18 protein-coding genes, 1 pseudogene and 1 other annotated feature are annotated in these 22,991 nt (G+C 38.6%); of the genes and pseudogenes, 12 read left to right on the top strand and 7 right to left on the bottom strand.

Going from position 1 to position 22,991, the window contains the following annotated elements:
* Positions 1–111: 111 nt before the first annotated feature.
* Entirely contained in the window at positions 112–1,191 is a 1,080-nt protein-coding gene (locus FS608_RS24400) for a bifunctional 3-deoxy-7-phosphoheptulonate synthase/chorismate mutase (RefSeq protein WP_144555151.1), read from the top strand.
* A gap of 246 nt (positions 1,192–1,437) precedes the next feature.
* Entirely contained in the window at positions 1,438–2,436 is a 999-nt protein-coding gene (gene ccpA / locus FS608_RS24395) for a catabolite control protein A (protein ID WP_144555150.1), read from the top strand.
* Positions 2,437–2,477: 41 nt separating this feature from the next.
* Here the strand turns inward: ccpA and FS608_RS24390 are convergent, their stop codons facing one another.
* The 3 genes from FS608_RS24390 to FS608_RS24380 are packed head-to-tail and all read right to left on the bottom strand — an operon-like array spanning position 2,478 to position 4,974.
* Positions 2,478–3,650, bottom strand: coding sequence for an acetoin utilization protein AcuC (locus tag FS608_RS24390; protein WP_144555149.1), 1,173 nt, complete (start codon positions 3,648–3,650; stop codon positions 2,478–2,480).
* On the bottom strand, positions 3,647–4,294 hold the full coding sequence (locus FS608_RS24385) for an acetoin utilization AcuB family protein (RefSeq protein ID WP_144555148.1): 648 nt from the start codon (positions 4,292–4,294) through the stop codon (positions 3,647–3,649). Before FS608_RS24385 ends, FS608_RS24390 begins: the two co-directional genes overlap by 4 nt.
* A gap of 47 nt (positions 4,295–4,341) precedes the next feature.
* Positions 4,342–4,974, bottom strand: a complete 633-nt coding sequence (locus FS608_RS24380; RefSeq protein ID WP_144555147.1) for a GNAT family N-acetyltransferase — start codon at positions 4,972–4,974, stop codon at positions 4,342–4,344.
* Positions 4,975–5,196: 222 nt separating this feature from the next.
* Between FS608_RS24380 and acsA the strand changes: the two genes are divergently transcribed.
* Positions 5,197–6,915 carry an acetate--CoA ligase gene (gene acsA / locus FS608_RS24375; protein ID WP_144555146.1) on the top strand — a complete coding sequence of 573 codons (1,719 nt, stop codon included), beginning with the start codon at positions 5,197–5,199 and terminating at the stop codon, positions 6,913–6,915.
* 67 nt (positions 6,916–6,982) lie between these two features.
* Here acsA and FS608_RS24370 read toward each other — a convergent pair whose 3' ends face one another.
* Positions 6,983–9,811: a transglycosylase domain-containing protein gene (locus FS608_RS24370; protein WP_144555145.1), complete on the bottom strand. Its 2,829-nt coding sequence runs from the start codon at positions 9,809–9,811 to the stop codon at positions 6,983–6,985.
* 146 nt (positions 9,812–9,957) lie between these two features.
* Positions 9,958–10,178: a binding site (T-box leader), on the top strand.
* A gap of 47 nt (positions 10,179–10,225) precedes the next feature.
* Here FS608_RS24370 and tyrS point away from each other — a divergent pair.
* Both tyrS and FS608_RS24360 read left to right on the top strand, forming a co-directional pair.
* Positions 10,226–11,479 (top strand): tyrosine--tRNA ligase, encoded by a 1,254-nt coding sequence (tyrS, locus tag FS608_RS24365; protein WP_144555144.1) that lies wholly within the window; start codon positions 10,226–10,228, stop codon positions 11,477–11,479.
* A gap of 120 nt (positions 11,480–11,599) precedes the next feature.
* Positions 11,600–11,788: a DUF6954 family protein gene (locus tag FS608_RS24360; protein WP_026563289.1), complete on the top strand. Its 189-nt coding sequence runs from the start codon at positions 11,600–11,602 to the stop codon at positions 11,786–11,788.
* A gap of 102 nt (positions 11,789–11,890) precedes the next feature.
* On the opposite strand, the gene FS608_RS24355 is transcribed toward FS608_RS24360, so the two are convergent.
* Positions 11,891–13,138, bottom strand: a complete 1,248-nt coding sequence (locus FS608_RS24355) for a cation:dicarboxylate symporter family transporter (RefSeq protein WP_144555143.1) — start codon at positions 13,136–13,138, stop codon at positions 11,891–11,893.
* Positions 13,139–13,347: 209 nt separating this feature from the next.
* On the opposite strand from FS608_RS24355, the gene FS608_RS24350 reads away from it, so the two are divergent.
* From FS608_RS24350 to FS608_RS24335, 4 genes are all read left to right on the top strand, one after another.
* Entirely contained in the window at positions 13,348–14,577 is a 1,230-nt protein-coding gene (locus tag FS608_RS24350) for a sensor histidine kinase (protein WP_260871807.1), read from the top strand.
* 6 nt (positions 14,578–14,583) lie between these two features.
* Positions 14,584–15,510: a response regulator gene (locus FS608_RS24345; protein ID WP_144555141.1), complete on the top strand. Its 927-nt coding sequence runs from the start codon at positions 14,584–14,586 to the stop codon at positions 15,508–15,510.
* 464 nt (positions 15,511–15,974) lie between these two features.
* Positions 15,975–17,333: an SMI1/KNR4 family protein gene (locus FS608_RS24340; RefSeq protein ID WP_144555140.1), complete on the top strand. Its 1,359-nt coding sequence runs from the start codon at positions 15,975–15,977 to the stop codon at positions 17,331–17,333.
* 256 nt (positions 17,334–17,589) lie between these two features.
* Positions 17,590–18,012, top strand: a complete 423-nt coding sequence (locus tag FS608_RS24335; RefSeq protein ID WP_144555139.1) for a CBS domain-containing protein — start codon at positions 17,590–17,592, stop codon at positions 18,010–18,012.
* A gap of 274 nt (positions 18,013–18,286) precedes the next feature.
* On the opposite strand, the gene FS608_RS30555 is transcribed toward FS608_RS24335, so the two are convergent.
* Entirely contained in the window at positions 18,287–18,430 is a 144-nt protein-coding gene (locus FS608_RS30555) for a hypothetical protein (RefSeq protein WP_186328886.1), read from the bottom strand.
* Positions 18,431–18,494: 64 nt separating this feature from the next.
* On the opposite strand from FS608_RS30555, the pseudogene FS608_RS24330 reads away from it, so the two are divergent.
* A pseudogene (locus FS608_RS24330) lies at positions 18,495–18,830 on the top strand (SH3 domain-containing protein); the annotation flags it as partial.
* Between the two features lie 154 nt (positions 18,831–18,984).
* On the opposite strand, the gene rpsD reads toward FS608_RS24330, so the two are convergent.
* Positions 18,985–19,587: a 30S ribosomal protein S4 gene (rpsD, locus tag FS608_RS24325; RefSeq protein ID WP_026563299.1), complete on the bottom strand. Its 603-nt coding sequence runs from the start codon at positions 19,585–19,587 to the stop codon at positions 18,985–18,987.
* A gap of 381 nt (positions 19,588–19,968) precedes the next feature.
* Between rpsD and FS608_RS24320 the strand changes: the two genes are divergently transcribed.
* Positions 19,969–21,399 carry a sensor domain-containing diguanylate cyclase gene (locus FS608_RS24320; RefSeq protein WP_144555138.1) on the top strand — a complete coding sequence of 477 codons (1,431 nt, stop codon included), beginning with the start codon at positions 19,969–19,971 and terminating at the stop codon, positions 21,397–21,399.
* Positions 21,400–21,497: 98 nt separating this feature from the next.
* The gene (gene megL / locus FS608_RS24315) at positions 21,498–22,682 is read left to right on the top strand and encodes a methionine gamma-lyase (RefSeq protein ID WP_144555137.1); all 1,185 of its coding nucleotides are present in this window, start codon (positions 21,498–21,500) and stop codon (positions 22,680–22,682) included.
* Positions 22,683–22,991: the final 309 nt, after the last annotated feature.

The following is a 22,991-nucleotide window of genomic DNA, read 5'->3' as shown; positions in this document are numbered from 1 at the left end:
AAATGTAAATATTTGATTGTACACGTTTAGCTTTTCACAGAAGAACATATATGCATTCAGAACTTCTTCAAAAGGTGATCTGTTTAGCAAAAGAAAAGGCGGGGACGAAGGATGGGCAAAAAAATCGAATTAGAACAATTGAGGGCACGGGTTGATGAGCTAAACTTAGAATTGTTAAGGTTAATTAATGAGAGAGCACAGCTAGTTCAGGATATTGGCCGGGTGAAAGAAAACCAAGGTGTATACCGTTACGACCCAGTGCGTGAAAGAAAGATGCTAGATAAAATAAAAGAGCATAATGATGGTCCTTTTGAAAATTCGACCATTGATCATATTTTTAAAGAGATTTTTAAAGCAGGTCTTGACCTCCAACAGGATGACCATAGTAAGGCGTTGCTTGTCTCTAGAAAAAGACAGCCAGAAGATACCATTGTTACATTAAAAGGTGAAAATATTGGCGATGGGAAGCCACACTTCGTATTCGGTCCGTGTGCAGTTGAATCCTATGAACAAGTGGCAACTGTAGCGAAATCCATGCAAGAAAAAGGCTTAAAGCTTCTTCGTGGCGGAGCTTATAAACCAAGAACTTCTCCTTATGATTTCCAAGGGTTAGGGGTAGAAGGCTTAAAAATCCTGAAACGTGTTGCTAAGGAATTCGATATGGCAGTAATCAGTGAAATTGTCAACCCTGTTGATATTGAAATGGCGATTGATTATATTGATGTCATTCAAATTGGGGCACGTAATATGCAGAACTTTGAATTGTTAAAAGCGGCAGGTTCCGTAAATAAACCTGTTTTGTTAAAAAGAGGGATTGCAGCAACAATCGAAGAATTTATTAATGCTGCCGAATACATTGCATCACAAGGGAATAGCCAAATTATTCTTTGTGAGCGTGGCATAAGAACTTACGAACGTGCCACAAGAAACACTCTTGATATTTCAGCGGTACCGATTTTAAAGCAAGAAACACATTTACCTGTCATGGTTGACGTAACCCATTCTACAGGTAGAAGAGACCTGTTATTGCCATGTGCGAAAGCTGCTATTGCAATTGGTGCAGATGGTGTGATGGCTGAGGTACATCCAGATCCGGCCGTAGCACTTTCCGATCAAAAGCAGCAAATGGATCTCAATCAGTTTGATAAATTCTATAACGAACTGCTTGCTTCCAACTATGTTCGGCTTTAATTGGAAGTAAATGTATAAAAAACCTTCTGCATTTTCTTTGCAGGAGGTTTTTTTGATAATATTTAATAATTTTGCAAAAAATGTTGACAAATGCAATTGCGGCTTTTCCCTTCTTATCGTATCATTAAATACATATTAAAGATTGTTTACGTTCTCACAAACAAAAACAAAAAACTAATGATTAAGTTTATACAACCTGTTGTAAAATAATGAAAACGATGATCGTTTTAGGAGAGTGTGTATTAGGTGAATATTACAATTTATGATGTCGCAAGAGAAGCAAATGTTTCGATGGCTACGGTTTCCCGTGTAGTAAACGGAAATCCGAACGTTAAACCAGTAACAAGGAAAAAAGTGTTAGAAGTAATTGAAAGACTAGGCTATCGTCCGAACGCTGTAGCGAGAGGATTGGCTAGTAAAAAAACAACAACTGTCGGGGTAATTATTCCTGATATCTCAAATATCTTCTTTGCAGAGTTGGCTCGCGGGATTGAAGATATTGCAACGATGTATAAGTACAACATCATTTTAAGCAATTCAGATCAAAACAAAGACAAGGAATTACATTTGCTCAATACAATGCTTGGCAAACAAGTGGACGGGCTAGTATTCATGGGTGGCAATATTACAGCAGACCATGTTGAGGAATTTGAAAAATCACCTGTACCAATTGTACTTGCGGGTTCGATTGAAGAATCGAACACGATCCCTTCCGTGAACATTGATTATGAGGAAGCGGTATATGATTCCATCAAGGAATTTATCGAAAAAGGTCATAAGAATATTGCCTTTGTCGTGGGTCCACTTCATGAACCTAAGAATACAATCAAGAAATTGAGAGGGTATCAAAGGGCATTACAGGAATCTGGTATTGCTTATAATGAGGAACTTATTGTGGAAGGAGATTATACCTACGACTCTGGGATTGAAGCAATTGAAAGACTTCTGGAAGTCTCTGCTAGACCTACGGCGATCTTGGTTGGTTCTGATGAAATGGCTCTTGGAGTTGTGCACGGTGCAGAGGACAAAGGATATAAAGTTCCTGAGGATTTTGAGGTCATCACATCTGATAATACAAGGCTGTCATTAATGGTGCGTCCGCAATTAACAACCATTGTTCAGCCGTTATATGATATTGGTGCGGTTGCGATGCGACTATTAACCAAATTGATGAACAAAGAAAAGGTGTCAGACCAAATTGTGGTTCTTCCCCATCGAATTGAACACCGTCGTTCCACAAAATAATTGGAAAAATGGGTTGACCAAATGTGGTCAACCCATCTTTTTTATATAGATTCACTTTTTTGCTGGCTTCGAATCGGGTAGAGTGCTTTTTCAAGGGTTAATAAATTTTTTTCGGTAATCTCTGCTTTTCTTGGGATGGGGGTATATAAATTTTCTGGATCGTCCCATTCTTTTGGTAGTCCGACCGGAGATTCTTTTTGCCAAGCATCCAGCCATTCTTGTGGCAAGCTGCCATAACAGTTTGAGTTTTCAGTCATCTCAAGCCAAATGAGGGCCCAAGCTCTCGGCACCACCCGCCAGATATCATAACCGCCGCCGCCAACCGCAATCCACTTTCCGTTACAATATTGATGGGCAATTTCATGGGCTATTCTAGGTATTACGCGATAAGTTTTCATGGTTGTAGAAAGATGTGTTAATGGATCTAAATAATGGGAATCTGCACCGTTTTGGGTAAGAATCACATCGGGTCTAAAAAAATCTGCTACTTCTCTAAAGGCATGTGTATAGGCGTAAAGCCATGATTCATCTTCGGTAAAAGCATCAACGGGTATGTTAAATGAATAACCATAGCCCACTCCTTGTCCGCGTTCATTCACATTGCCTGTGCCAGGGAATAAATATCTTCCTGTCTCATGAATGGACAGTGTGCATACCTTTGGATCATCGTAGAAGGACCATTGAACGCCGTCTCCATGATGAGCATCTGTGTCCACGTATAAAACACGAGCATTATATTTTTCCTGTAAATATTTGATGGCGACCGAACTGTCATTATATACGCAAAATCCTGACGCTTTTCCCCTGAATCCGTGATGTAGTCCACCGCCTAAATGGAGAGCATGCTGAGCCTTACCAGTCATAACTTGATCGACAGCTGTTAGTGTCCCTCCAACAAGTAGGGCGCTCGCTTCATGCATGTTAGGGAATATAGGGGTATCTTCTGTACCGAGACCATAGTTTTCTGCTATATCTTGAGACAATTGACCATTGCCTGCCTTTTTGACTGCTTCTATGTAACTCCGGTCGTGAATTAAGGCTAACTCTTCATCAGAGGCTATTCTTGGCGGGATGACACTTTCTGAATGAAGCGCATTCATCTTTTCTAATAAGTCCACTGTTAATCTAAGCCGGAATTGGTCAAAAGGATGGTGTTTACTGAATTTATATTTCAGCAGCTCATCTGAAAATACGAAGGAACACTTATCACTCATATTGAAATCCCCGGAAGATTAGGCCAAAGCACATGAAAACCTGCCTGTTTGAGATCTTGAATCAATACAGTAGGATTCATTGTCTGTAATCTAATCACAAGTATTTTGTACTGATCATCCATCTTATCAGGATAGACGAGGACACTCAGAATATTTGCATTCCGATTCTTAATCACAGTGGTTATTTCACTAAGTTTACCGGTAAGATTTGGGACTTTTATCTCAATTTGAGAACCAGGCTGATGGGCACCCGTTAATTCCACCATTGTCCGAAGTAAATCTGTTTCAGTCACGATACCAACCAATTCTCGGTTATTTATGATGGGAAGACAACTGATTTTATGCTCATAAAAAAGGCCAGCTACTTCTTCTACAAAATCGAGGGGATGACCAGTAATAACGTTTGGCTCCATAATTGCGTTAAGTGGTTTTTTCATATCTTCTGGATGCTCATTCACATGGAAAATAGATGGAGTTGCTTCATGGATTTTTGCCACTGTGACAAGGCCCACTAAATGTTTTTCATTGTTGATAATTGGGATATGGCGTATTTTTCTTGACTCCATTAATTGAATGGCATCCGCAATTGTATCTGTCGGAAGAAGTGTGGCGACATCTGTTTTCATGATTTGTTCTATTATCATTGGAACATCCTCCTTAGCTTAAGCATTTATCATGAACAAAGATTAAGTTAGTACATAAACCGGTTCATAAATCTGAGACGGTCAAATTTTTGAATGGTTTCTCGATCGATTCTTTTTCCCATCCGAGCCATGAGACAGTTGGCAGGGTGCGAGCAAATTTCGGGATCATCGGTTGCATACCATTCAAGACCGCCCGCATTCATCATCTTTTCCATGATCTTTCTGTACTCCCACACATTCAGTTTGGTACCTTTTAAATCCCAGTGCCAATAGTACTCAGTTGTGATGATGAGGTAATCTTCCATTGCATCATCCATCATGCCGACAATAAGAAGATTTTTACCAACAGAACAGCCTCTATATTTTGGAATGACTTCGATTGCACCTAATTCGATTAAATTTTCAATTTTGCCCTCTGACCACCGTTCAAGTGGATCAGGGTATAGAAAGGTTACATAACCCACAATAGTATTTAGATGTCTGGCAATAATAATTCTGCCTTCTGGAAGGTTTGCTATTCCAATTAGGGCCTGATGCTGCTGCGTGGGCTGGCGAAAGGCAATAAGATCTTCATGGAAATCGAAGCTTGCTAGTTTATCTGCAGTAATAGGTCCTTCAACAATAATAGAACCATGAGGTGTTTTTAATTGTTTGGCATTGTATGTCTTTTTGTGTTCCATACGGTCACCTACCTTGGGAAAATCACTCCATATTAATTCTATTATACATAAAATCTATCAATGATAAGTAACTTCACAAAATTTTCTGTAAGATAAAATAATGTTTTCTAGGCATTTAGTCGATAAAAATAAAAAATGCATATAATTTACTTTTTAAAAAATTGCGAATAGTATATATTTGTACTATAGTAATTTTAAAATAAGGTCAAAGGGGGAGATTGAATGAAAGTGGAAGCGTTACCAGTCGTACAAGGGGATCATAATCTAGTAAATTATCAAGAAAAGTACAGAGATTTTGATTGGAAGGAAACGGAAAAGGAATTTTCATGGAGTGAAACGGGTCTTGTCAACATGGCTCACGAGGCCATCGACCGTCACGCGAAAACCTTCCGGAAAAATAAAGTAGCCCTATATTATCGAGATGGTTCTAGAAATGAAAAGTATACTTTTAAGGAAATGAAAGAACTATCAAATAAAGCGGGCAACGTGTTAAAAACATTCGGTGATGTCGATAAAGGCGACCGTGTCTTTATTTTTATGCCGCGCTCTCCTGAACTTTATTTTACTGTATTGGGTGCCATCAAACTTGGTGCGATTGTTGGTCCTTTATTTGAGGCATTCATGGAAGGGGCTGTCAGGGACCGCTTGCAAGACAGTGAGGCGAAAGTTTTAGTTACCACGCCTGAACTGTTGGAACGTGTACCTGTTCAAGAGCTGCCAGCGCTTAAATCTATTTTCCTTATTGGCAGCAATGTAGATGAACAAGGACCATATATTGACTTTCTGAAAAAATTTGAATCTGCAAGTAAAGAGCTTCAAATTGAATGGGTAGACAGGAATGATGGTCTCATTTTGCATTATACATCTGGGTCTACTGGGAAACCAAAGGGCGTACTGCATGTACATAATGCCATGCTTCAGCATTATCAAACAGCAAAATGGGTGCTCGATTTAAAAGAAGATGACGTTTACTGGTGTACGGCAGACCCAGGCTGGGTTACAGGTACCTCTTACGGAATCTTCGGGCCATGGTTAACAGGAACATCGAATGTGATTGTAGGAGGGCGCTTTAGTCCGGAATCTTGGTATCAAATGATTGAAGATTTCGGGGTAACAGTCTGGTATAGTGCACCAACGGCATTCCGGATGTTAATGGGTGCAGGTGATGAGTTAGTTAAGAAATTCAACCTAAGCAGCCTCCGTCACGTCCTAAGTGTTGGGGAGCCTTTAAACCCCGAGGTAGTTAAATGGGGGTCAAAGGTATTCAACAAGCGCATTCATGATAACTGGTGGATGACAGAAACTGGTGCTCAGCTGATTAGTAATTATCCTTGTATGGAAATTAAGCCTGGTTCAATGGGTAAACCAATTCCAGGTGTAGAGGCAGCGATTGTTGATAATCAAGGAAATGAGCTGCCTCCATATCGAATGGGGAACCTTGCGATTAAAAAGGGATGGCCATCGATGATGCATAGGATTTGGAATAATCCTGAAAAGTATGAATCTTACTTTATGCCAGGTGACTGGTATGTCTCAGGCGATTCAGCATACATGGACGAAGATGGCTATTTCTGGTTCCAAGGACGTGTGGATGATGTCATTATGACTTCAGGAGAGCGCGTGGGACCGTTTGAAGTAGAAAGCAAGCTTGTCGAACATCCTGCCGTTGCTGAAGCAGGTGTCATCGGTAAACCAGACCCAGTTCGCGGGGAAATCATTAAGGCGTTCATTGCACTGAGGGACGGGTACTCGGCAACGGATGAACTAAAAGAAGAAATCCGCCAATTTGTCAAAAAAGGATTGGCCGCCCACGCAGCTCCACGTGAAATCGATTTCCGTGATAAACTGCCGAAAACAAGAAGCGGTAAGATTATGAGACGGGTACTAAAGGCATGGGAACTAAACCTTCCAACTGGTGACCTTTCTACGATGGAAGATTAAAAAGAAACCAATCAATAGCTAAATAAAAAACGCACCGACACATTTGCTGTCGGTGCGTTTTAATTATTTATGGTGTTGCCGGATCAGTCGGTTTCGGCTGAGTTGGAACGTTAGGGTCATTCGGTACGACAGGATTAGTTGGATCAGTTGGTATGATCACACCTGCATCGACTAAATTTGATGGAGCAGACTCCTTACCGGCTATATCAACTGCTGTTACATAGAAAGATCCGGTCCCAACTTTAAATGAACGCTTAGAACTATTGACTACACTTCCTACTTTTTTAGCGCTTACCCCACCTTGATAGATGCGGTAACCAACAACATCCTTATCCCCTGAGGATGACCATGATAAGGTATTTCCATTTGCTTTTACGTTAACACTAGCAGGGTTCTTTCCGTTATCGGACATTCTTGCGGTTGAAACAAGAATTTTTCCCCAACGATCCTTCTGTGGAATCAATTGACTATAATTGTGGAAGTTACTTCCAACAATCCGTTTAATAAAATCAGGATTTAAGACGAGACCAAATTGGGAAAACTCTTTTGGTGTAGAGTCTAAGGCTAAATATTTTTTGTCACCTACCGTGACATAGTTTGCTTCAATCAAGCTATCGTCTACTTTAGTTGGTACATTATTGACATTAAAGTAATCACTTTCAATTAAGCCTGCTTTTGAACAAGCTTCAGAAGGAAGCATTCCTGAAACAGCACAATAGGAGCGTTTCACGATTCCTTTTGGCATTTTAAATGACTTGTCTGGATCAATTAAATCCGGCCTAATTTTATAGGCAGCGTTCATTAACTTTGCCCATAAGTTATTGGTCCGTGCACTATAAGACATTCCAGATGTCTGGAGCGATTTTGGTGTATCATATCCTCTCCAAAGACCAAAGGTGACATTAGGGTTTGAAGCAACAAACCAGGAGTCGATATATTGATTTCCTGTCCCTGTTTTCCCTGCCCAGTCGCTGCTAAAGTTTAATTGGTTTCTAACACCTGCAGCCGTCCCCATTTTAACAACGTCTCGCATCATATCAATGGTTAAATAAGCTGTTTGCGGTTTAAAGACTTTAACAGGAGTTACTTTATGCTGATAGATGACCTTGCCGTTTTTATCAACAATTTTATCAATCATATAGGCATCAACAAATTTTCCATCGTTAGCAAAGGTGCTGAATGCATTTGTATTTTCTTCAATCGTTACCCCATTTGTCATTGAGCCAATCGAAGTAGCTAGATTTGTATAATCGTCTTTTCTTAAAGAGGTAAATCCCATTTTTTCAAGATACTTGGCAGGTCGCTGATCAACGATACTCTTGTAAAGTTTAACAGCTGGAACATTATAGGATTTCGCCAGGGCATATCTTGCTGAAACCAGTCCACTGTAGCGATAGTCATAGTTTTGCGGCCATGGATCACTTCTGCCGGGCGCTAAAGCTAACGCTACGTTTGGAAGCGGTGTGCCTGGAGCAGCTTTTCCTAACTCAATCGCCGGAGCGTAGACTAGAAGTGGTTTCATAGTCGAACCGTTTTGTCTAATTGCACTGGTTGCGTGATTAAGCTGTTGATCATCATAATTCCTTCCAGCCACAAAACTGATAATCTTTCCAGTTTTGTTTTCAATCAATTCTGCCCCAACCTCGGCGGGTTCCATAACCGTTTTAACTTCACCAGTTTCAGGATCCTTTTTTTCCTGAGGTTTATCAGGTCCGTAATATTTATAATTATCTTTTACCTTCTGCATGGCATCATAGATTTTTTTGTCAATTGTCGAATGAATCTGGTATCCATTCTGACGCAGTGCATTTCTAGCCAAGATTTGATATTTATAAGCTAGGTTATCATCGTTCTTTAACTGTTTTTCTGAAATCCCATCATCTTTTGCTAAAACAGTAGTCAAAACTTCAATCGAACGCTTTTCAATTTCGACTGTTAGCCAAGGGTATTTTTCGAGTGGGTTAGCAACTGGTTTAATAAAATCCTTTTTAATATCGTAGGCAGAAGCCTCAGCATATTGCTTTTGGGTAATATAACCACCGTCAAACATTCTCTTTAAGACTGTTTTCATCCGTGTAAGACCTGGTTCAAGATATTTTGGTTCTTTTATCGTACCTTCTCTTGTGAAAGGGGTATATCCGAATGGACTTTGAGGCAATCCGGCAATGAAGGCCGCTTGTGGTAGTGTTAAATCACTTGCCTTTTTACCAAAAATTCCTTTTGCTGCCGCTTGAACACCAGCAATATTTCGTCCAGACGAATTTCTCCCTAACGTAGAAACGTTCAGATAGGCTTCCAAAATTTCTTTTTTATCAAAAAATTTCTCTAAACGAAGGGCAAGTAAAATTTCACTCGCTTTTCTTTGAAATGAAACTTCATTAGTTAGAATTTGATTTTTTATTAATTGCTGTGTTAGCGTACTGCCGCCGGATTGAACCGCGGAATTTGTCACTTCTTGGAAGACAGCCCGGAATACGGCTTTTGGTACGACACCTTTATGTTTGTAGAAGTATTCGTCTTCGGTTGCAACAACTGCGTTTACCAAATAATCGGAAACATCTTCTAATTTTACTTCCTCCCGTTCTAAATCTGTACGGAGTTTTCCAAGATATTTATTATCGGCAAAATATAACTCAGAGGTTTCTGTGTAGTTATAAATATCCTTTTTCATGCTATCATAGGAGCGGACAGGTTCATCTTTAACAAGTGAGGCAAAATAACCAGCACCGACACCTGCAGCAAATGATCCACCTAGAATTACCACTGTTAGTACAAGGAGAAACAGATTCCAAACGACTTGATATGTGATTCGTGCACTTTTAACCGTTTTTCTATGGGTAAATATGTTCAGTACGGATTTTGCTTTATCGATCCATGCTTGTAATTTTTCAACCATCTATAGTATCACCTCATCTAAAATCACATACATTATAGCATATCAATGGTATAAAAACTGACAAAGTTCTACATTTATCTGAAATTTCCAGTTATGTTTGACAAGGTACTATAATTATGGTAAAAAAAGCTATACATTAATTTAATAAGTATGCTGTGAAGGGAACCAACTGTAGTTCTTCTATCCCTGTTTGAAGAGAGTCAGCGGTGGTGCAAGCTGATACATATAGAAGAATGAATTACGTCCTGGAGCTTTCTCTGTGAAAATTGATTGATAGTAGCGGAGAACGGTCTTAACCGTTAATTTTTTGAGTTGGAGGAAAATTTCCTCAAGCTGGGTGGTACCGCGTAATTTTTACGTCCCTGCATTTATGCAGGGGCGTTTTTATTTTTTACAAATTTGGAGGTAATATTTATGGAATTGTTACAAGATTTAGCATGGAGAGGGATTATCTACCAGCAAACCGATGAAGAAGGTTTGAAGGATACATTAAGTAAGGAGCCAATTTCCTTATATTGCGGTGTCGATCCAACCGCAGATAGTATGCACATCGGCCATTTACTGCCTTTTTTAACACTAAGAAGATTTCAACAGCACGGACACCGTCCGATTGTATTAGTTGGCGGAGCAACAGGATTAATTGGTGACCCAAGTGGAAAAAGCGAAGAACGAAAGCTGCAAACTCTTGAAACTGTTCAAGATAACGTAGCGGGTATTAAGAAACAGCTTGAATCTATTTTCCAATTTGAAGGCGAAAATGGGGCGATCATGGTTAATAACTATGATTGGGCAGGCTCTATGGATGTTGTTACCTTCTTGCGTGATATTGGTAAACATATCGGTGTGAATTATATGCTTGCAAAAGACACCATTGCCAACCGCCTTGAGACAGGTATTTCATTCACAGAATTCACGTACACCATTTTACAAGCGATGGATTTCCTTCATTTATATGAGCATCACAATTGTAGATTGCAAATCGGAGGAAGTGACCAGTGGGGGAATATCACTTCAGGGTTGGAATTAATCCGTAAAGTTCAGCCAGAAGGCTCGAAGGCATATGGGTTAACGATTCCACTTGTGACAAAAGCAGACGGAACAAAGTTTGGGAAAACGGAAAGCGGTGCGATTTGGTTAGATCCTGAAAAAACAACACCTTATGAGTTCTACCAGTTCTGGATTAATACAGCTGATGCCGATGTTGTTAAATACTTAAAGATTTTCACATTCCTTTCGCACGATGAAATTGAACAATTAGAAAAAGCTGTTCAGGAAGAGCCTCATCTGCGTAAGGCCCAAAAGGTGTTGGCAGAGGAAATGACTCGTTTGATCCACGGAGAAGATTCCTTACAACAGGCAATCAAAATTTCTCAGGCATTATTCAGCGGGGATGTAAGCAGTCTTTCTGCTGCAGAAATTGCGCAGGGCTTTAAAGATGTACCAGCATATACTTCACAAAATGAGGAGAATTTGGTCGATCTTTTAGTTGCGGCAAAAATTTCCCCATCCAAGCGTCAAGCACGGGAAGACATCGCAAATGGTGCCGTTACAGTAAATGGCGAAAAAATCACGGACACAACTTATGCTTTAACAGAAAATGATCGAATCGAAGGACAGTTTACAATTATTAGACGAGGTAAAAAGAAATACACCTTAATCAAATTTTAATAGAAGAAGGGCTTTGGAGATCAAAGCCCTTCTTTGGGTTAAAACACTTAATTTTTGTAACAACGTGTTAAATCCATTCGTCTAATATACAGAGGAAATTGCTGTCTGGGGGTGAATCAAGTGAAATTTTTACTACACTTCATATTTATCATTCTCATCGCATTAGTGACATTTTTCGGATTAGGTCCTGTGTTATTTGCAGACGGTGTTTTACAAGAAAGACTTTGGACTGCCGCTATTGTTATCGTTATCTATATCATACTAGCGTATTTATATCGGAAATCAATCCAATGGGTCAATCGACGATAGAAAAAGCCCCGGTACCAACATGTTAAGATAACTTTATGGATAAAAACCAAAAAGGCACAACTAGCTATTATTCACTAGTTGTGCCTTTTCCAATATGACAGCTTATGCAGCTTGTTCTTCGATGTGTTCTTTGACTTTATGACCTTCCCATTTTGTGATAACAATAGCAGCTAGTGAGTTACCAACAATGTTTACACATGTACGGGCCATGTCCAGCAGCCTGTCTACGCCTAATATAAACGCCAAGCCCTCAACTGGAATACCGACACTTCCTAAGGTTGAAAGCAGGACGACAATTGAAACACCAGGGACACCTGCAATTCCTTTTGAGGTAATCATTAAAATAAGGACTAATGTAATCTGTTGTCCAATGCTCATATGAATGCCATACATTTGAGCGATGAACATTGCTGCAATCGCCTGGTACAAGGTTGAACCATCGAGATTAAAGGAATAGCCAGTCGGAATCACGAATGAAGTAATCCCTTTCGGACAGCCGATACGCTCCATTTTTTCCATAATTTTCGGAAGGACAGTTTCCGAACTTGCTGTGGAATACCCTAAAATTAATTCGTCTTTCAGATAAGCTAATAGCTTAAAAATATTATAACCCGCTATTTTCGCAACAATGCCAAGGACCACAATAATAAAGAATATCATTGCGCCATAAACGGTCATAACCAATTTTCCTAACGGTATTAATGATTCCAACCCAAATTTCGAAACCGTAACCCCAATTAAGGCAAACACCCCAAATGGAGCAATCTTCATAATCTGATTGGTTACATAGAACATCGCATCAGCAGTACCCCTAAAAAACGCGATAATCGGCTTGCCTTTTTCACCGATTGCGGCAACGCCAAGTCCAAACATTACGGAGAAGAAAATAATTGCCAACATGTCCCCATTTGCGAACGCCTGCACCACATTAGTCGGTACGATATTCACAATTGTATCAATATGGGAGTGTGACTCCGTTGCTTTTTCAGTCGTTACATAGGAGCTGATGTCCGATTTAACGAGTTGTGAACGGTCCACGCCTGTACCTGGATGGAAAACATTGGCGATTAACAATCCAACAACGATTGCGATCGTTGTAATAATTTCAAAATATAGTAGCGTTTTACCGCCGAGCTTCCCTAATGATTTCATATCTCCCGTACCGGCCACACCGACAACAAGGCATGAAATAACAATCGGCACGACAATCATTTTAATTAATCGTAAAAAGATGTTTCCAATCGGCTGTAAGAATTGCTCAATATGAGGATTTCCGTAAAAAATGGCACCCACAATAATCCCAAGAATTAAACCAATAAAAATTTGCCATGCTAAACTAATTTTTTTCACTCGCTTCTCTCCCATCGATAAGTTTTTTGATATCATTAAAGTAGAATATAACCTGTAAACGTTTTCAACATTTACATCATACCTGTAGTACTACGATAAACTACAAAAAACTACAAAATGGATTAAAAATATTTTTACAATTAACAAAATTTTTTTTACGATAGAAAGGGAGTGATTCTATTCGCGATAAATTATTAGCGTATTTATTTATGATAATTGCTGTGCCCATTACCGGCGAATTAAAGTTTTACCCCTTAAGCGGTGCTGATTTAAGATTTAGCATGAGTACAACTGTATTCTTCTTCATTTTGTTATGGTCACGAAAAATCCATCCCGTTTTAGCAGGCTTTTTAACGGGAAGTGCAGTTGTTTGTTTTCGGATGATTCTGGACAAGGTACAGGTTGGCTCATTCGAATTCCCTATCCATTTTCCCGTGTTTTTTTATTACATGGTCTTCGGCATGTTTTTCCATATTTTCAAGGTAAAGAAATTGTATCATCGGCCGCTTCTCATTGGTCTGCTTGGCATGGTGCTCGAAATCATGGGGAATGTTACCGAAATGGCCATTCGCCATTTTACAACCGATATGAAAATGACAACTTCGAGCTTCTTGATTATTATAGGGGTAGCGATCATCCGCAGCTTCTTTGTCCTCGGTTTTTTCAATACAATCTTAGTACGGGAAACTAGGTTGGCTGAAGAGCAGCAAAAAAAGCGGACTGAAGAGGTTTTACTATTAGTCTCAAATTTGTATGTAGAAATGTTTCAATTGGAAAAATCAGCGAAAGATGCGGAGAAGTTAACCAGCGCCTGCTATGCAATTTATCGTGATTTGAAAGCTCTAAACAATCAGAAACAAGCGCAAGCGATGCTGAAAATCGCCGGGGAATTACACGAGATTAAAAAAGATAATCAACGTATATATGCCGGTTTGTCCAAATTAATGGCCAAAGAAAAATTAGATGATTTTATGAACATTCAGGAAATCATTTTTGTTGCAGCCATCTCGAATAAAAATTATAGTGAGTTGCTCGGGAAAACGATTGATTTCCAAGTAAGAATTTCCGGTGAACATCCGGAGTACCGTACTTTTATCCTCCTTTCCCTAATCAATAATCTTGTCGCCAATGCTGTGGAAGCTATCAATCAGGAGGGGCAGATTGTGGTAACGGTTGAAAAGGTTCAAGACCTAGTCAAAATAACTATAAAGGATAATGGAAACGGGATTTCTAACAAAAACAAAGTGTATATTTTTGAACCAGGCTTTACGACGAAATTTGACCAAGCCGGAATCGCTTCTAATGGAATTGGTTTATCCTACACAAAAAATGTAATTGAAGATCTTGATGGAAAAATTAACCTGATTGAGTCTTCAAAAGAAAAAGGAACCACCTTTGAAGTTCAGCTTCCGGTTGTGAATTTAACGAAAAAGGGGTGATTTACAGTGAAATTTTTTATTGTCGATGATACCCCAACTATCAGAGGGATGTTATCCAATATTATTGAAGAAGAGGGATTGGGTTCGGTTGTGGGGGAGGCAGCTGACGGGTCTGAAGTAGATGCACATACCCTCGATATACAGGAAGTTGATATTCTAATGATTGACCTGCTCATGCCCATCAGGGACGGGATTGAGACAGTCAGAGAAATTGCTCCCTCCTTTCGGGGAAAAATCATCATGATCTCCCAAGTCGAAACGAAGGATATGATTAGTGAAGCGTATTCCCTAGGTGTCGAGCATTATATCACAAAGCCGATTAACCGGCTTGAGGTGGTAAGTGTCATTAAGAAAGTAAGTGACTATCTGTTACTGGAAAAATCACTTCATAACATTCAAAAGTCATTAAGCTTTTTAAATACACATAATACAAAAAACCGGCTGTTTGAGAACACTCTCCCAAGTAAACAACCTTTGTTTCCGTCCTCTGCTAAAAGCATCTTGCTTGAACTTGGAATTGTTGGCAAAAACGGTGAAAAGGATTTGCTGGATCTTCTAGAAATTTTGCATCAATGGGACATGGAGGGAAATCGGGAGCTCCCGCCTATGAAGGATCTTTATGAGCAGGCTGCGAAAAAACGGCTTGGTTCGTCCGCCTCTCCGGAGGAAATAAGAAAAGAAGGCAAGGCTGTGGAACAACGGATCCGCCGCATCCTCCAACAGGTGCTCGAGCATCTTGCTTCACTGGGATTAACCGATTATGCCAACCCAACATTTGAGTACTACTCATCCAAATTGTTCGACTACACCCAAGTAAGAATGAAGATGCTCGAACTGGAAGGAAAAAACCACACCACAACTACCCGAATCGACATTAAAAAATTCCTCTATGCTTTGCAAATGGAGACAAAAGGCAGACTCTTCCCTAGGTAGATTGCATCTCGTTCAAACAAGTATCCTCTTTGAAAAAACAAAAAAGGGCCAGGGCTGCCCTTTTAGATGTTTGCAGTAATAGATTTTTTAATAGAATTTTTTCTTAACCATGAATGTCATGAAGAAAATAATCACAAGCAATCCGATTTCGTTAAGGGCGTTTCCTCTATTTAAAATAAAGTGGTTAAAACAACAGTTATGATATTCCATTAAAGGGCGCTTTTCCGGAATAGGTAAAGCGTCTTTTTGTAATGAGTTAGGTTCTAGAACTTATGTTAACATGTATAAGAGATTGTGAAGGTTTCTACTTAAACTATAGGGTGCTTGAGGTTAAGATCTTCTGAGCTTTCATCGTGGCAGCTCTTTCTTGTTGAACGAAAGGGGTAGTTTAGTACAAGAAGGTATTTAGCAAAACTATATTGAATTATAATTAGAATTACGTTATCGAAGCGGGGTTAAAAAGTATGGAGGATTTTAAAATTCTAATATCAAGATGGGAGCAAATACTTCAAAAATTAGAGAACAATAACGGCAAAATCCACCCAATCGAAATTGGAAAGAAAGCAACGATACAGGAGATAGAAGCTAAAGAAAAAGAGTTAGGTTATCATTTACCTTCTTCGTATAAATACATATTACATAACTTGGGAAAATCACTTTCGTTTTATTACTCATTTTCTGAAGATACAATAATTCCTAGTGAATTTACGGAAATATTCTCTGGAGAGATAAATTGGAATATTGACTTCCTTCAGAATTTAAATATGTTAGCTAACGAACTAATGGAAGATGGGGAAGATTATGGAAGGTCACTGAGGGGGAAATTAGAGTTTTCTCAAGCTGGAAATGGAGATATTTATGCGTTTGATATGTCTGTTGAGAGTGATGAGAAACCAGTTATTTATTGGGATCATGAAGAAGACACAGTTACTTATGTTGCGGATTCGTTTATCGATTATTTATTTAGGATTACTGAACTAGGGTGTATTGGTAGTGAAAAATGGCAGCTTGAATATTTTCTAAGTGATACGGGGTTGAATACTACAAGTCCAGTAGCAGTTAAGTGGAAGCATTGGTTTGAGTCATTTTCAGAGACAACCTTAGATGATGTGAAAAATAACATGGAACAGCTAATAGCTTATGTTGTTTATCGAAAGAAATTAGATGAAGAAACAATCGACTTTCTCCAGAAATTTAATAGAAATGAGTTATTTGACTTCCTTATAGAAGAATTACATAAGAAAGAGGCATTTAATGACCAAAAGATAATATGTGAGATTATCGGAAGAGTTTTAGGAATTTACGCAGAGACCTGGGTTAGAAGCTTATGGGAAACTAAACAAAATAATATGGATACTAGATTACGTTCCTATCTAACTTCAATGTGTATAAGTAAGGATAAGGGACTATCTTTAGTATTTAATTTTCTTGAACAAGAATCTAATATAAAGATAACTGGGTATGAAGCACTTTCCCATCTTGGTGATTTTCATTCGAGGGATGTTATTTCGTGGATGGAGAATCATGTTAAATTTCCTGTGACAGAAGGTTGGGACGACCTCTTCGTAAGGTCAAACTTTTCATGGGATGACTTAGAAAGGTGGACCTCTTTAGAAGAGAAGCATGAAGTAACTGTAATTCACGCATTAGAAATGTATGTTCATGAGAAGGTCGCAAAAAATAAATTTACTCATGTTATATCAGATCTTCCAACAAAGTCGGAATTTATTGATTTTCTTGTTCAATTCCGTGCTAAGCAAGTGATAAAAAAGAGGATAATACCCATAGAGAATGTCATACAAAACATAAAAATATTTTATTAAGTTTGTGAAACAATGTACTTAAGCTAAAGGTCAACCAGAAAAATCTGGCTAACCTTATATTACGAACGGGTGCAAAACTTGAAGTTCAAGCTGCCAATTTGGTGGCTATTTTTTATCGTACTAACGAAGCAGGTTAAGTCAACAATGTCCCTTAGTTCAAATGCCTCCCTAAAATTTAAGTAAGTAATATTTTAATTCTGAATGGAGAAAATACATTAGAAAAATGATTTTAACCGAAAAGGGAGGAAAGGAAAAAATGACAAAAGTACATGATATAATGTCAAAAGATGTAAAGGTATGTACACCCCATGAGCCAGTGACAGCCGCAGCAAAAATTATGCGTGATATTAATTGTGGTTCCGTACCGGTTTGTGAGGGTAAAAAAGTGGTGGGATTAATAACTGACCGCGATATTGTCCTTAATTGTGTTGCTGATGGAAAAGACTGTAGCTCAATCCATTGCCATGATGTTATGACTTCAGATGTAATTACCTGTTCTCCGGATACAGATGCACATGATTGTGCTCGTTTGATGTCTGATAATCAAATCCGCCGTATCCCTGTGGTCCAAAATGGAGAATTGGTTGGCATTTGTGCTATTGGTGACCTGGCAACAGTTGACATTCATATTAATGAAGCAGGGGATGCGTTAAGTGATATTTCTCGACCGCTTCAATAAGAAATTTTCAGAATAAAAAAAAGGAATAAACCCAGGGAAGCGGGTTTATTCCTTTTTTAATTCAGGCTTATTTTATTCTCATTATTTTTGTAAGTCGATTTTAAAACTACATTAACCTGACGAGTTAAAGATTGTGAGGAATTGTACTTAAAGTAACGGGTGCATTTCTTAAATATCCTACTGCTAATTTTGGCAGATTGAAAGCAATTCTCTATAAGGAGAATTGCTTTATTTTGGTATTATTCTATCCATTTCATTTTCTCTAAGATTCTTATCACAATTCATCCCAATATAAAAAGACATACTCTGGTTCATGCTCTTTTTTCAACTCATCAATACTTGCTATTTTATCTAAAGTTTTCTGTTTATTCGTATGTAAAGTATTACTAGCGTTTTGTTTTAAGCCCTTTTCATCCATGATATACACTCTCCTTTTTAGGATAGTTTGTGCCTTGCCCCTTTTCTTATTCTTGTTTTTTCAAGGTAAATGGGTTCCTGTTTTAACCACAACAGGCCATATTGGTAAATATGGATTTGCCTCTGCAACAAATATGCATGAAGGCGGTAAAAAGTCTCCAATTGGAACAGCATTTGGACGTTATGGAAATCCGGGTACCAAAATGCCTTACCGAAAAATCACAATCGATGATGTTTGGGTAGATGATCCAACATCAAAACTTTACAACACTTGGCAATCAAGAAGTAAAACTCGAGGTCAATGGAAGAGTGCTGAAAACTTGAATATCTCAGCTTATACCTACGGTTTCGTTATCAACTACAATACACAACGAACTCCATATAAAGGCAGTGCTATCTTCTTAGGAATGATTTTGTTAGAACCTTCCCCAAAAAGCCCCCATTTTCTTTGGGGGGAGAATACAATATTAGCAGAGTAAAAATAAAAAACCCTAGAAACGTTGATAAAACGCAGTTTCTAGGGTTTTTGTGATTGTTATTTAATAAGCAAATCAATTAACGAGAGTAGAATTCAACGATAAGAGCTTCGTTAATTTCAGCAGGTAATTCAGAACGCTCAGGTAAACGAGTGAAAGTACCTTCTAATTTGTCAGCATCGAAAGTTAAGAAGTCAGGAACAAAGTTGTTCACTTCGATCGCTTCTTTGATCACATCAAGGTTGCGTGATTTTTCACGAACACTGATTGTTTGACCAGGAGTTACGCGGAATGATGGAATATCAACGCGTGAACCATTAACTAAGATGTGGCCGTGGTTAACTAATTGACGTGCTCCACGACGAGTACGAGCTAAACCTAAACGGTATACAACGTTGTCAAGACGTGATTCAAGAAGAACCATGAAGTTTTCACCGTGGATACCAGCTAATTTGCCAGCTTTATCAAAAAGATTACGGAATTGACGCTCAGTTACGCCATACATATGACGAAGCTTTTGCTTCTCTTGTAATTGTAATCCGTATTCAGAAAGCTTTTTGCGTTGGTTTGGACCATGTTGTCCAGGAGCGTAAGGACGCTTTTCTAATTCTTTACCTGTGCCGCTTAGAGAGATTCCAAGACGACGGGAAATTTTCCAGCTAGAGCCAGTATAACGAGCCATGAATGACTCCTCCTTCGTGTTTTTATTTTGGTAAAATAAAAACCGTTATGAGACTCTTTGACAGCCATTTTATTTTCATGCACCTTCGCCCTTGCAGCTAAGGGTTACGAGATACACCATCATTTAAATATGAGGAATAAAATGAGACTATTCAAAGTGAACACAATAGGCTGCAATATTTTACACAAAAAGTATTATATAATTTTTATTCCCTTAAAGTCAAGAATATTTTTTAAAGAGTGCGTTCAGAAGAATTTTGTCGAAAATATTATTTTAATAAAAGTTAATAATTTATACAAATAAATATCGCCAAAGTGTCTGAAAATTAACTATAATTAAGGAACGATGTATATATCTGGAATTAGATCGGGTGAAACCTAAATGGATATTCTCGAGTGTGATTTACAGTGGCAAATAAAAAGGTACAAACAATTAATAGAGATTACAGAAACACTTCATTCATCGTTGGATGTAGAGAACCTTTTGGCTGAATTATGTGTTACTTTGAAAGAATTATATCCTGACACCTCCTTTTCCCTATTGCTTTCACAGGATACATATAGTCATAATGAACTTCCAATTATTGAACTTGAATATGATAGTGAAAATATTGCAGCTATCAAAGCTTATGGATCAGGAGAACTTCAATTTGAGTATTCCACTACTGGTGACCATGCCATTATTTATGCCCCCCTAAAAGGGAGACAAGTAACCTATGGTGTTTTGCAGGTTGTGACAGCAACAGCGGCTGAATTCCATGAGTTTGAGGTAGAGTTTATTAGTTTACTGGCGAGCGCTGCGGGTAGTTCTTTAGAAAATGCTTCTCTCCATCAACAATCAAAGCAGGAAATCTTCAATTTACAATTAATCAACGAAACTTCGCATTGCTTAAATTCCAACCTGCGATTAGTTGATACGATGACATATATGTCAGAACAAATCATCTCTTCCATTGATGCACAAGAAGTTGGATTTTTCTTATTCACCAACGAACATGCTAAGGTAAAAATACTCCCAGGCTCAACACCCTACTTTTACACACCACAAGCCAAATTTTATATTGATTATTTAAAGGGAAAAATTGAACGTGAAAAAAATCCTTTATTTATTGGAGATTTCACCCTCCATAACATAAAAAATACACCAAGATTTCATTCGATACTCGCAGTTCCAATGATTCATAGCGAAAAATTAAAAGGTTTTTCCATTGTAATGCATCAAAAGCCCTATTTCTTTTCTTTTGATACATTTAAACTCCTTCAGTCACTTATTCATCATTCATCGCTTGCACTAACCAATTCTATGCTCAGAGAAGAGTTGGAGCATATGATTATTACCGATCACCTAACAAAGCTCTATTCACGTAAATTTTTGGATGAGAGAATTCAGAGGTCAATGAAAGAGTCCGGAGAGGGTACTTTTATCCTTCTCGATATTGACAATTTTAAAGAAATAAATGATTCATATGGACACCAGGTGGGAGATCAAGTTCTTGTACAGGTGGCTAACCTGATAAAGAACAATATCCGCGGAGAAGATATTGGTGCCCGTTGGGGCGGGGAAGAGTTGGCCCTTTATCTTCCAGGAGTCCCATTAGACAAAGGAACTGCTGTGGCTGAAAGATTAGTGAAAAAGATAGCTGAATCCTCTGATCCGCATATTACAGTTTCTTGTGGTGTTTCTTATTGGAATAAGGAACAGGTCGATGCTTACAACTACTTATTTAAACGGGCAGATGAAGCACTGTATATTGCAAAGGGGACTGGAAAGAACAAGGTCGTCATACAAGAGCAAAATATAAGAGTTAGTTAGGTAGGCACTCATGTTTAAGAGTGCCCTAACGATATTTACCTAACTGACATATTATAAAATAATTATATGTAAACGTTTTCAAACAGGAGGAATCCAAAATGGGGAAAAAGAAATCACGGTTTGAAACGGAAGTTATTCATTCAGGCTACAAGGCGGATGAACATCAAGACAGTTTAGTTCCTCCGTTATATCAAACATCTACCTTCACTTTTGCCAACGCCGAACAAGGGGAAAGAAGGTTTGCTGGTCAGGAAGAGGGCTTTATTTATTCTCGCTTAGGAAATCCAACTGTGAAAATATTAGAAGACAGGATCGCAGTTCTTGAACAAGGGGAAGCGGGCTTAGCGTTTTCGTCTGGAATGGCGGCCGTCAGTGCAGTGTTAGTGGCCTTAACAAAGACTGGGGATCATATTCTTTGTTCACAAGGAGTTTATGGTTGTACATTTGGATTGTTAGAGTTATTAAAAGAGAAATATGGAATTGACCACGACTTTTCTTTAATGAACTCGGCGGAATTATTAGAACAAGAAATCCGTCCAAACACCGCTTGTATCTATATTGAAACGCCGATAAATCCTACAATGAAATTGGTAGATTTAGGATTAGTGGCGAGGGTAGCGAATGAAAAAGGGATTCCTGTTGTGGTTGATAATACATTTTGTTCCCCTTATATTCAAACCCCTCTAACACTAGGTTGCGATGTTGTCATTCATAGTGCAACCAAATATATCTGCGGACATGGAGATGTCATTGCGGGGCTTGCCATAGGGAGGAAGGAGTTTATTAAACAGGTCTCAAAGACGACCCAAAAAGACATCGGTGGGATTATCTCACCTTTTGATGCTTGGCTACTATTAAGAGGGATGAAAACACTGCCACTTCGCATGGACCGCCACTGTGAAAATGCCAGTAAATTGTTTCTTTTTTTGAAAGACCATCCGAAAATCGAAATGGTTTATTTTCCTGGAGATCCGGAACATCAAGATTTTTCGATCGCTAAAAAACAAATGAAACAACCTGGCGGGCTTATATCTTTTACGATCAGAGGAACAAAGGGGACGGCGCAACAGTTGATGAATCAGCTGCAATTAATAAAAATTGCTGTTAGTCTCGGTGATGCCGAGACATTAATCCAACATCCTGCAACAATGACCCATGCCGTAGTACCAGAAGAGGAACGAAGAAAAATGGGCTTTGATGACACCTTGCTTCGGCTATCCGTTGGTCTAGAAGCATGGGAGGATCTTCAAGAAGACCTCGAACAGGCACTGGAAAAGATTTAATAGAAAAGAGCATAAAGGAAAATTTTAAGAGGTGCTTTTCTTAAAATAAGTTGTCTTGTCCTTAGTCGAGTTACAGACAAGAGTAAATAAGCGGAGATTTTCCGGTTAAATGCATAACGAAGCTTGTTTCGGGGTAAATAAGGGAAGTTTTTCCGCTTATGCACAGCAAAATCTCCCATTTTCACGTTTTTCATGTCAATAGGCGGAATCTCTCCTTCTATTTTGGTTATTTTTAGTCAAGCCCATTATTATGTGTAAATTCATTCCTGATGAAAAACAATGTTAAGCAGCTGATTTATTTTTTGTGTA

This window comes from Bacillus sp. X1(2014) (assembly GCF_007678255.1).
The sequence above is the reverse complement of the archived record's forward strand: the minus strand, read 5'-3'. Positions and strand labels throughout refer to the sequence as shown.

Bases quoted from the DNA above. Each gene is read 5' to 3' on its own strand.
- FS608_RS24320 (WP_144555138.1), top strand. From the start codon at position 19,969: ATGGATATTCTCGAGTGTGATTTACAGTGGCAAATAAAAAGGTACAAA.
- FS608_RS24370 (WP_144555145.1), bottom strand. From the start codon at position 9,811: ATGGTTGAAAAATTACAAGCATGGATCGATAAAGCAAAATCCGTACTG.
- FS608_RS24380 (WP_144555147.1), bottom strand. From the start codon at position 4,974: ATGGAACACAAAAAGACATACAATGCCAAACAATTAAAAACACCTCAT.
- FS608_RS30555 (WP_186328886.1), bottom strand. From the start codon at position 18,430: ATGGATGAAAAGGGCTTAAAACAAAACGCTAGTAATACTTTACATACG.
- FS608_RS24385 (WP_144555148.1), bottom strand. From the start codon at position 4,294: ATGATAATAGAACAAATCATGAAAACAGATGTCGCCACACTTCTTCCG.
- FS608_RS24340 (WP_144555140.1), top strand. From the start codon at position 15,975: ATGGAGGATTTTAAAATTCTAATATCAAGATGGGAGCAAATACTTCAA.
- acsA (WP_144555146.1), top strand. From the start codon at position 5,197: ATGAAAGTGGAAGCGTTACCAGTCGTACAAGGGGATCATAATCTAGTA.
- FS608_RS24390 (WP_144555149.1), bottom strand. From the start codon at position 3,650: ATGAGTGATAAGTGTTCCTTCGTATTTTCAGATGAGCTGCTGAAATAT.
- tyrS (WP_144555144.1), top strand. From the start codon at position 10,226: ATGGAATTGTTACAAGATTTAGCATGGAGAGGGATTATCTACCAGCAA.
- megL (WP_144555137.1), top strand. From the start codon at position 21,498: ATGGGGAAAAAGAAATCACGGTTTGAAACGGAAGTTATTCATTCAGGC.
- FS608_RS24335 (WP_144555139.1), top strand. From the start codon at position 17,590: ATGACAAAAGTACATGATATAATGTCAAAAGATGTAAAGGTATGTACA.
- FS608_RS24350 (WP_260871807.1), top strand. From the start codon at position 13,348: ATGATAATTGCTGTGCCCATTACCGGCGAATTAAAGTTTTACCCCTTA.
- FS608_RS24400 (WP_144555151.1), top strand. From the start codon at position 112: ATGGGCAAAAAAATCGAATTAGAACAATTGAGGGCACGGGTTGATGAG.
- rpsD (WP_026563299.1), bottom strand. From the start codon at position 19,587: ATGGCTCGTTATACTGGCTCTAGCTGGAAAATTTCCCGTCGTCTTGGA.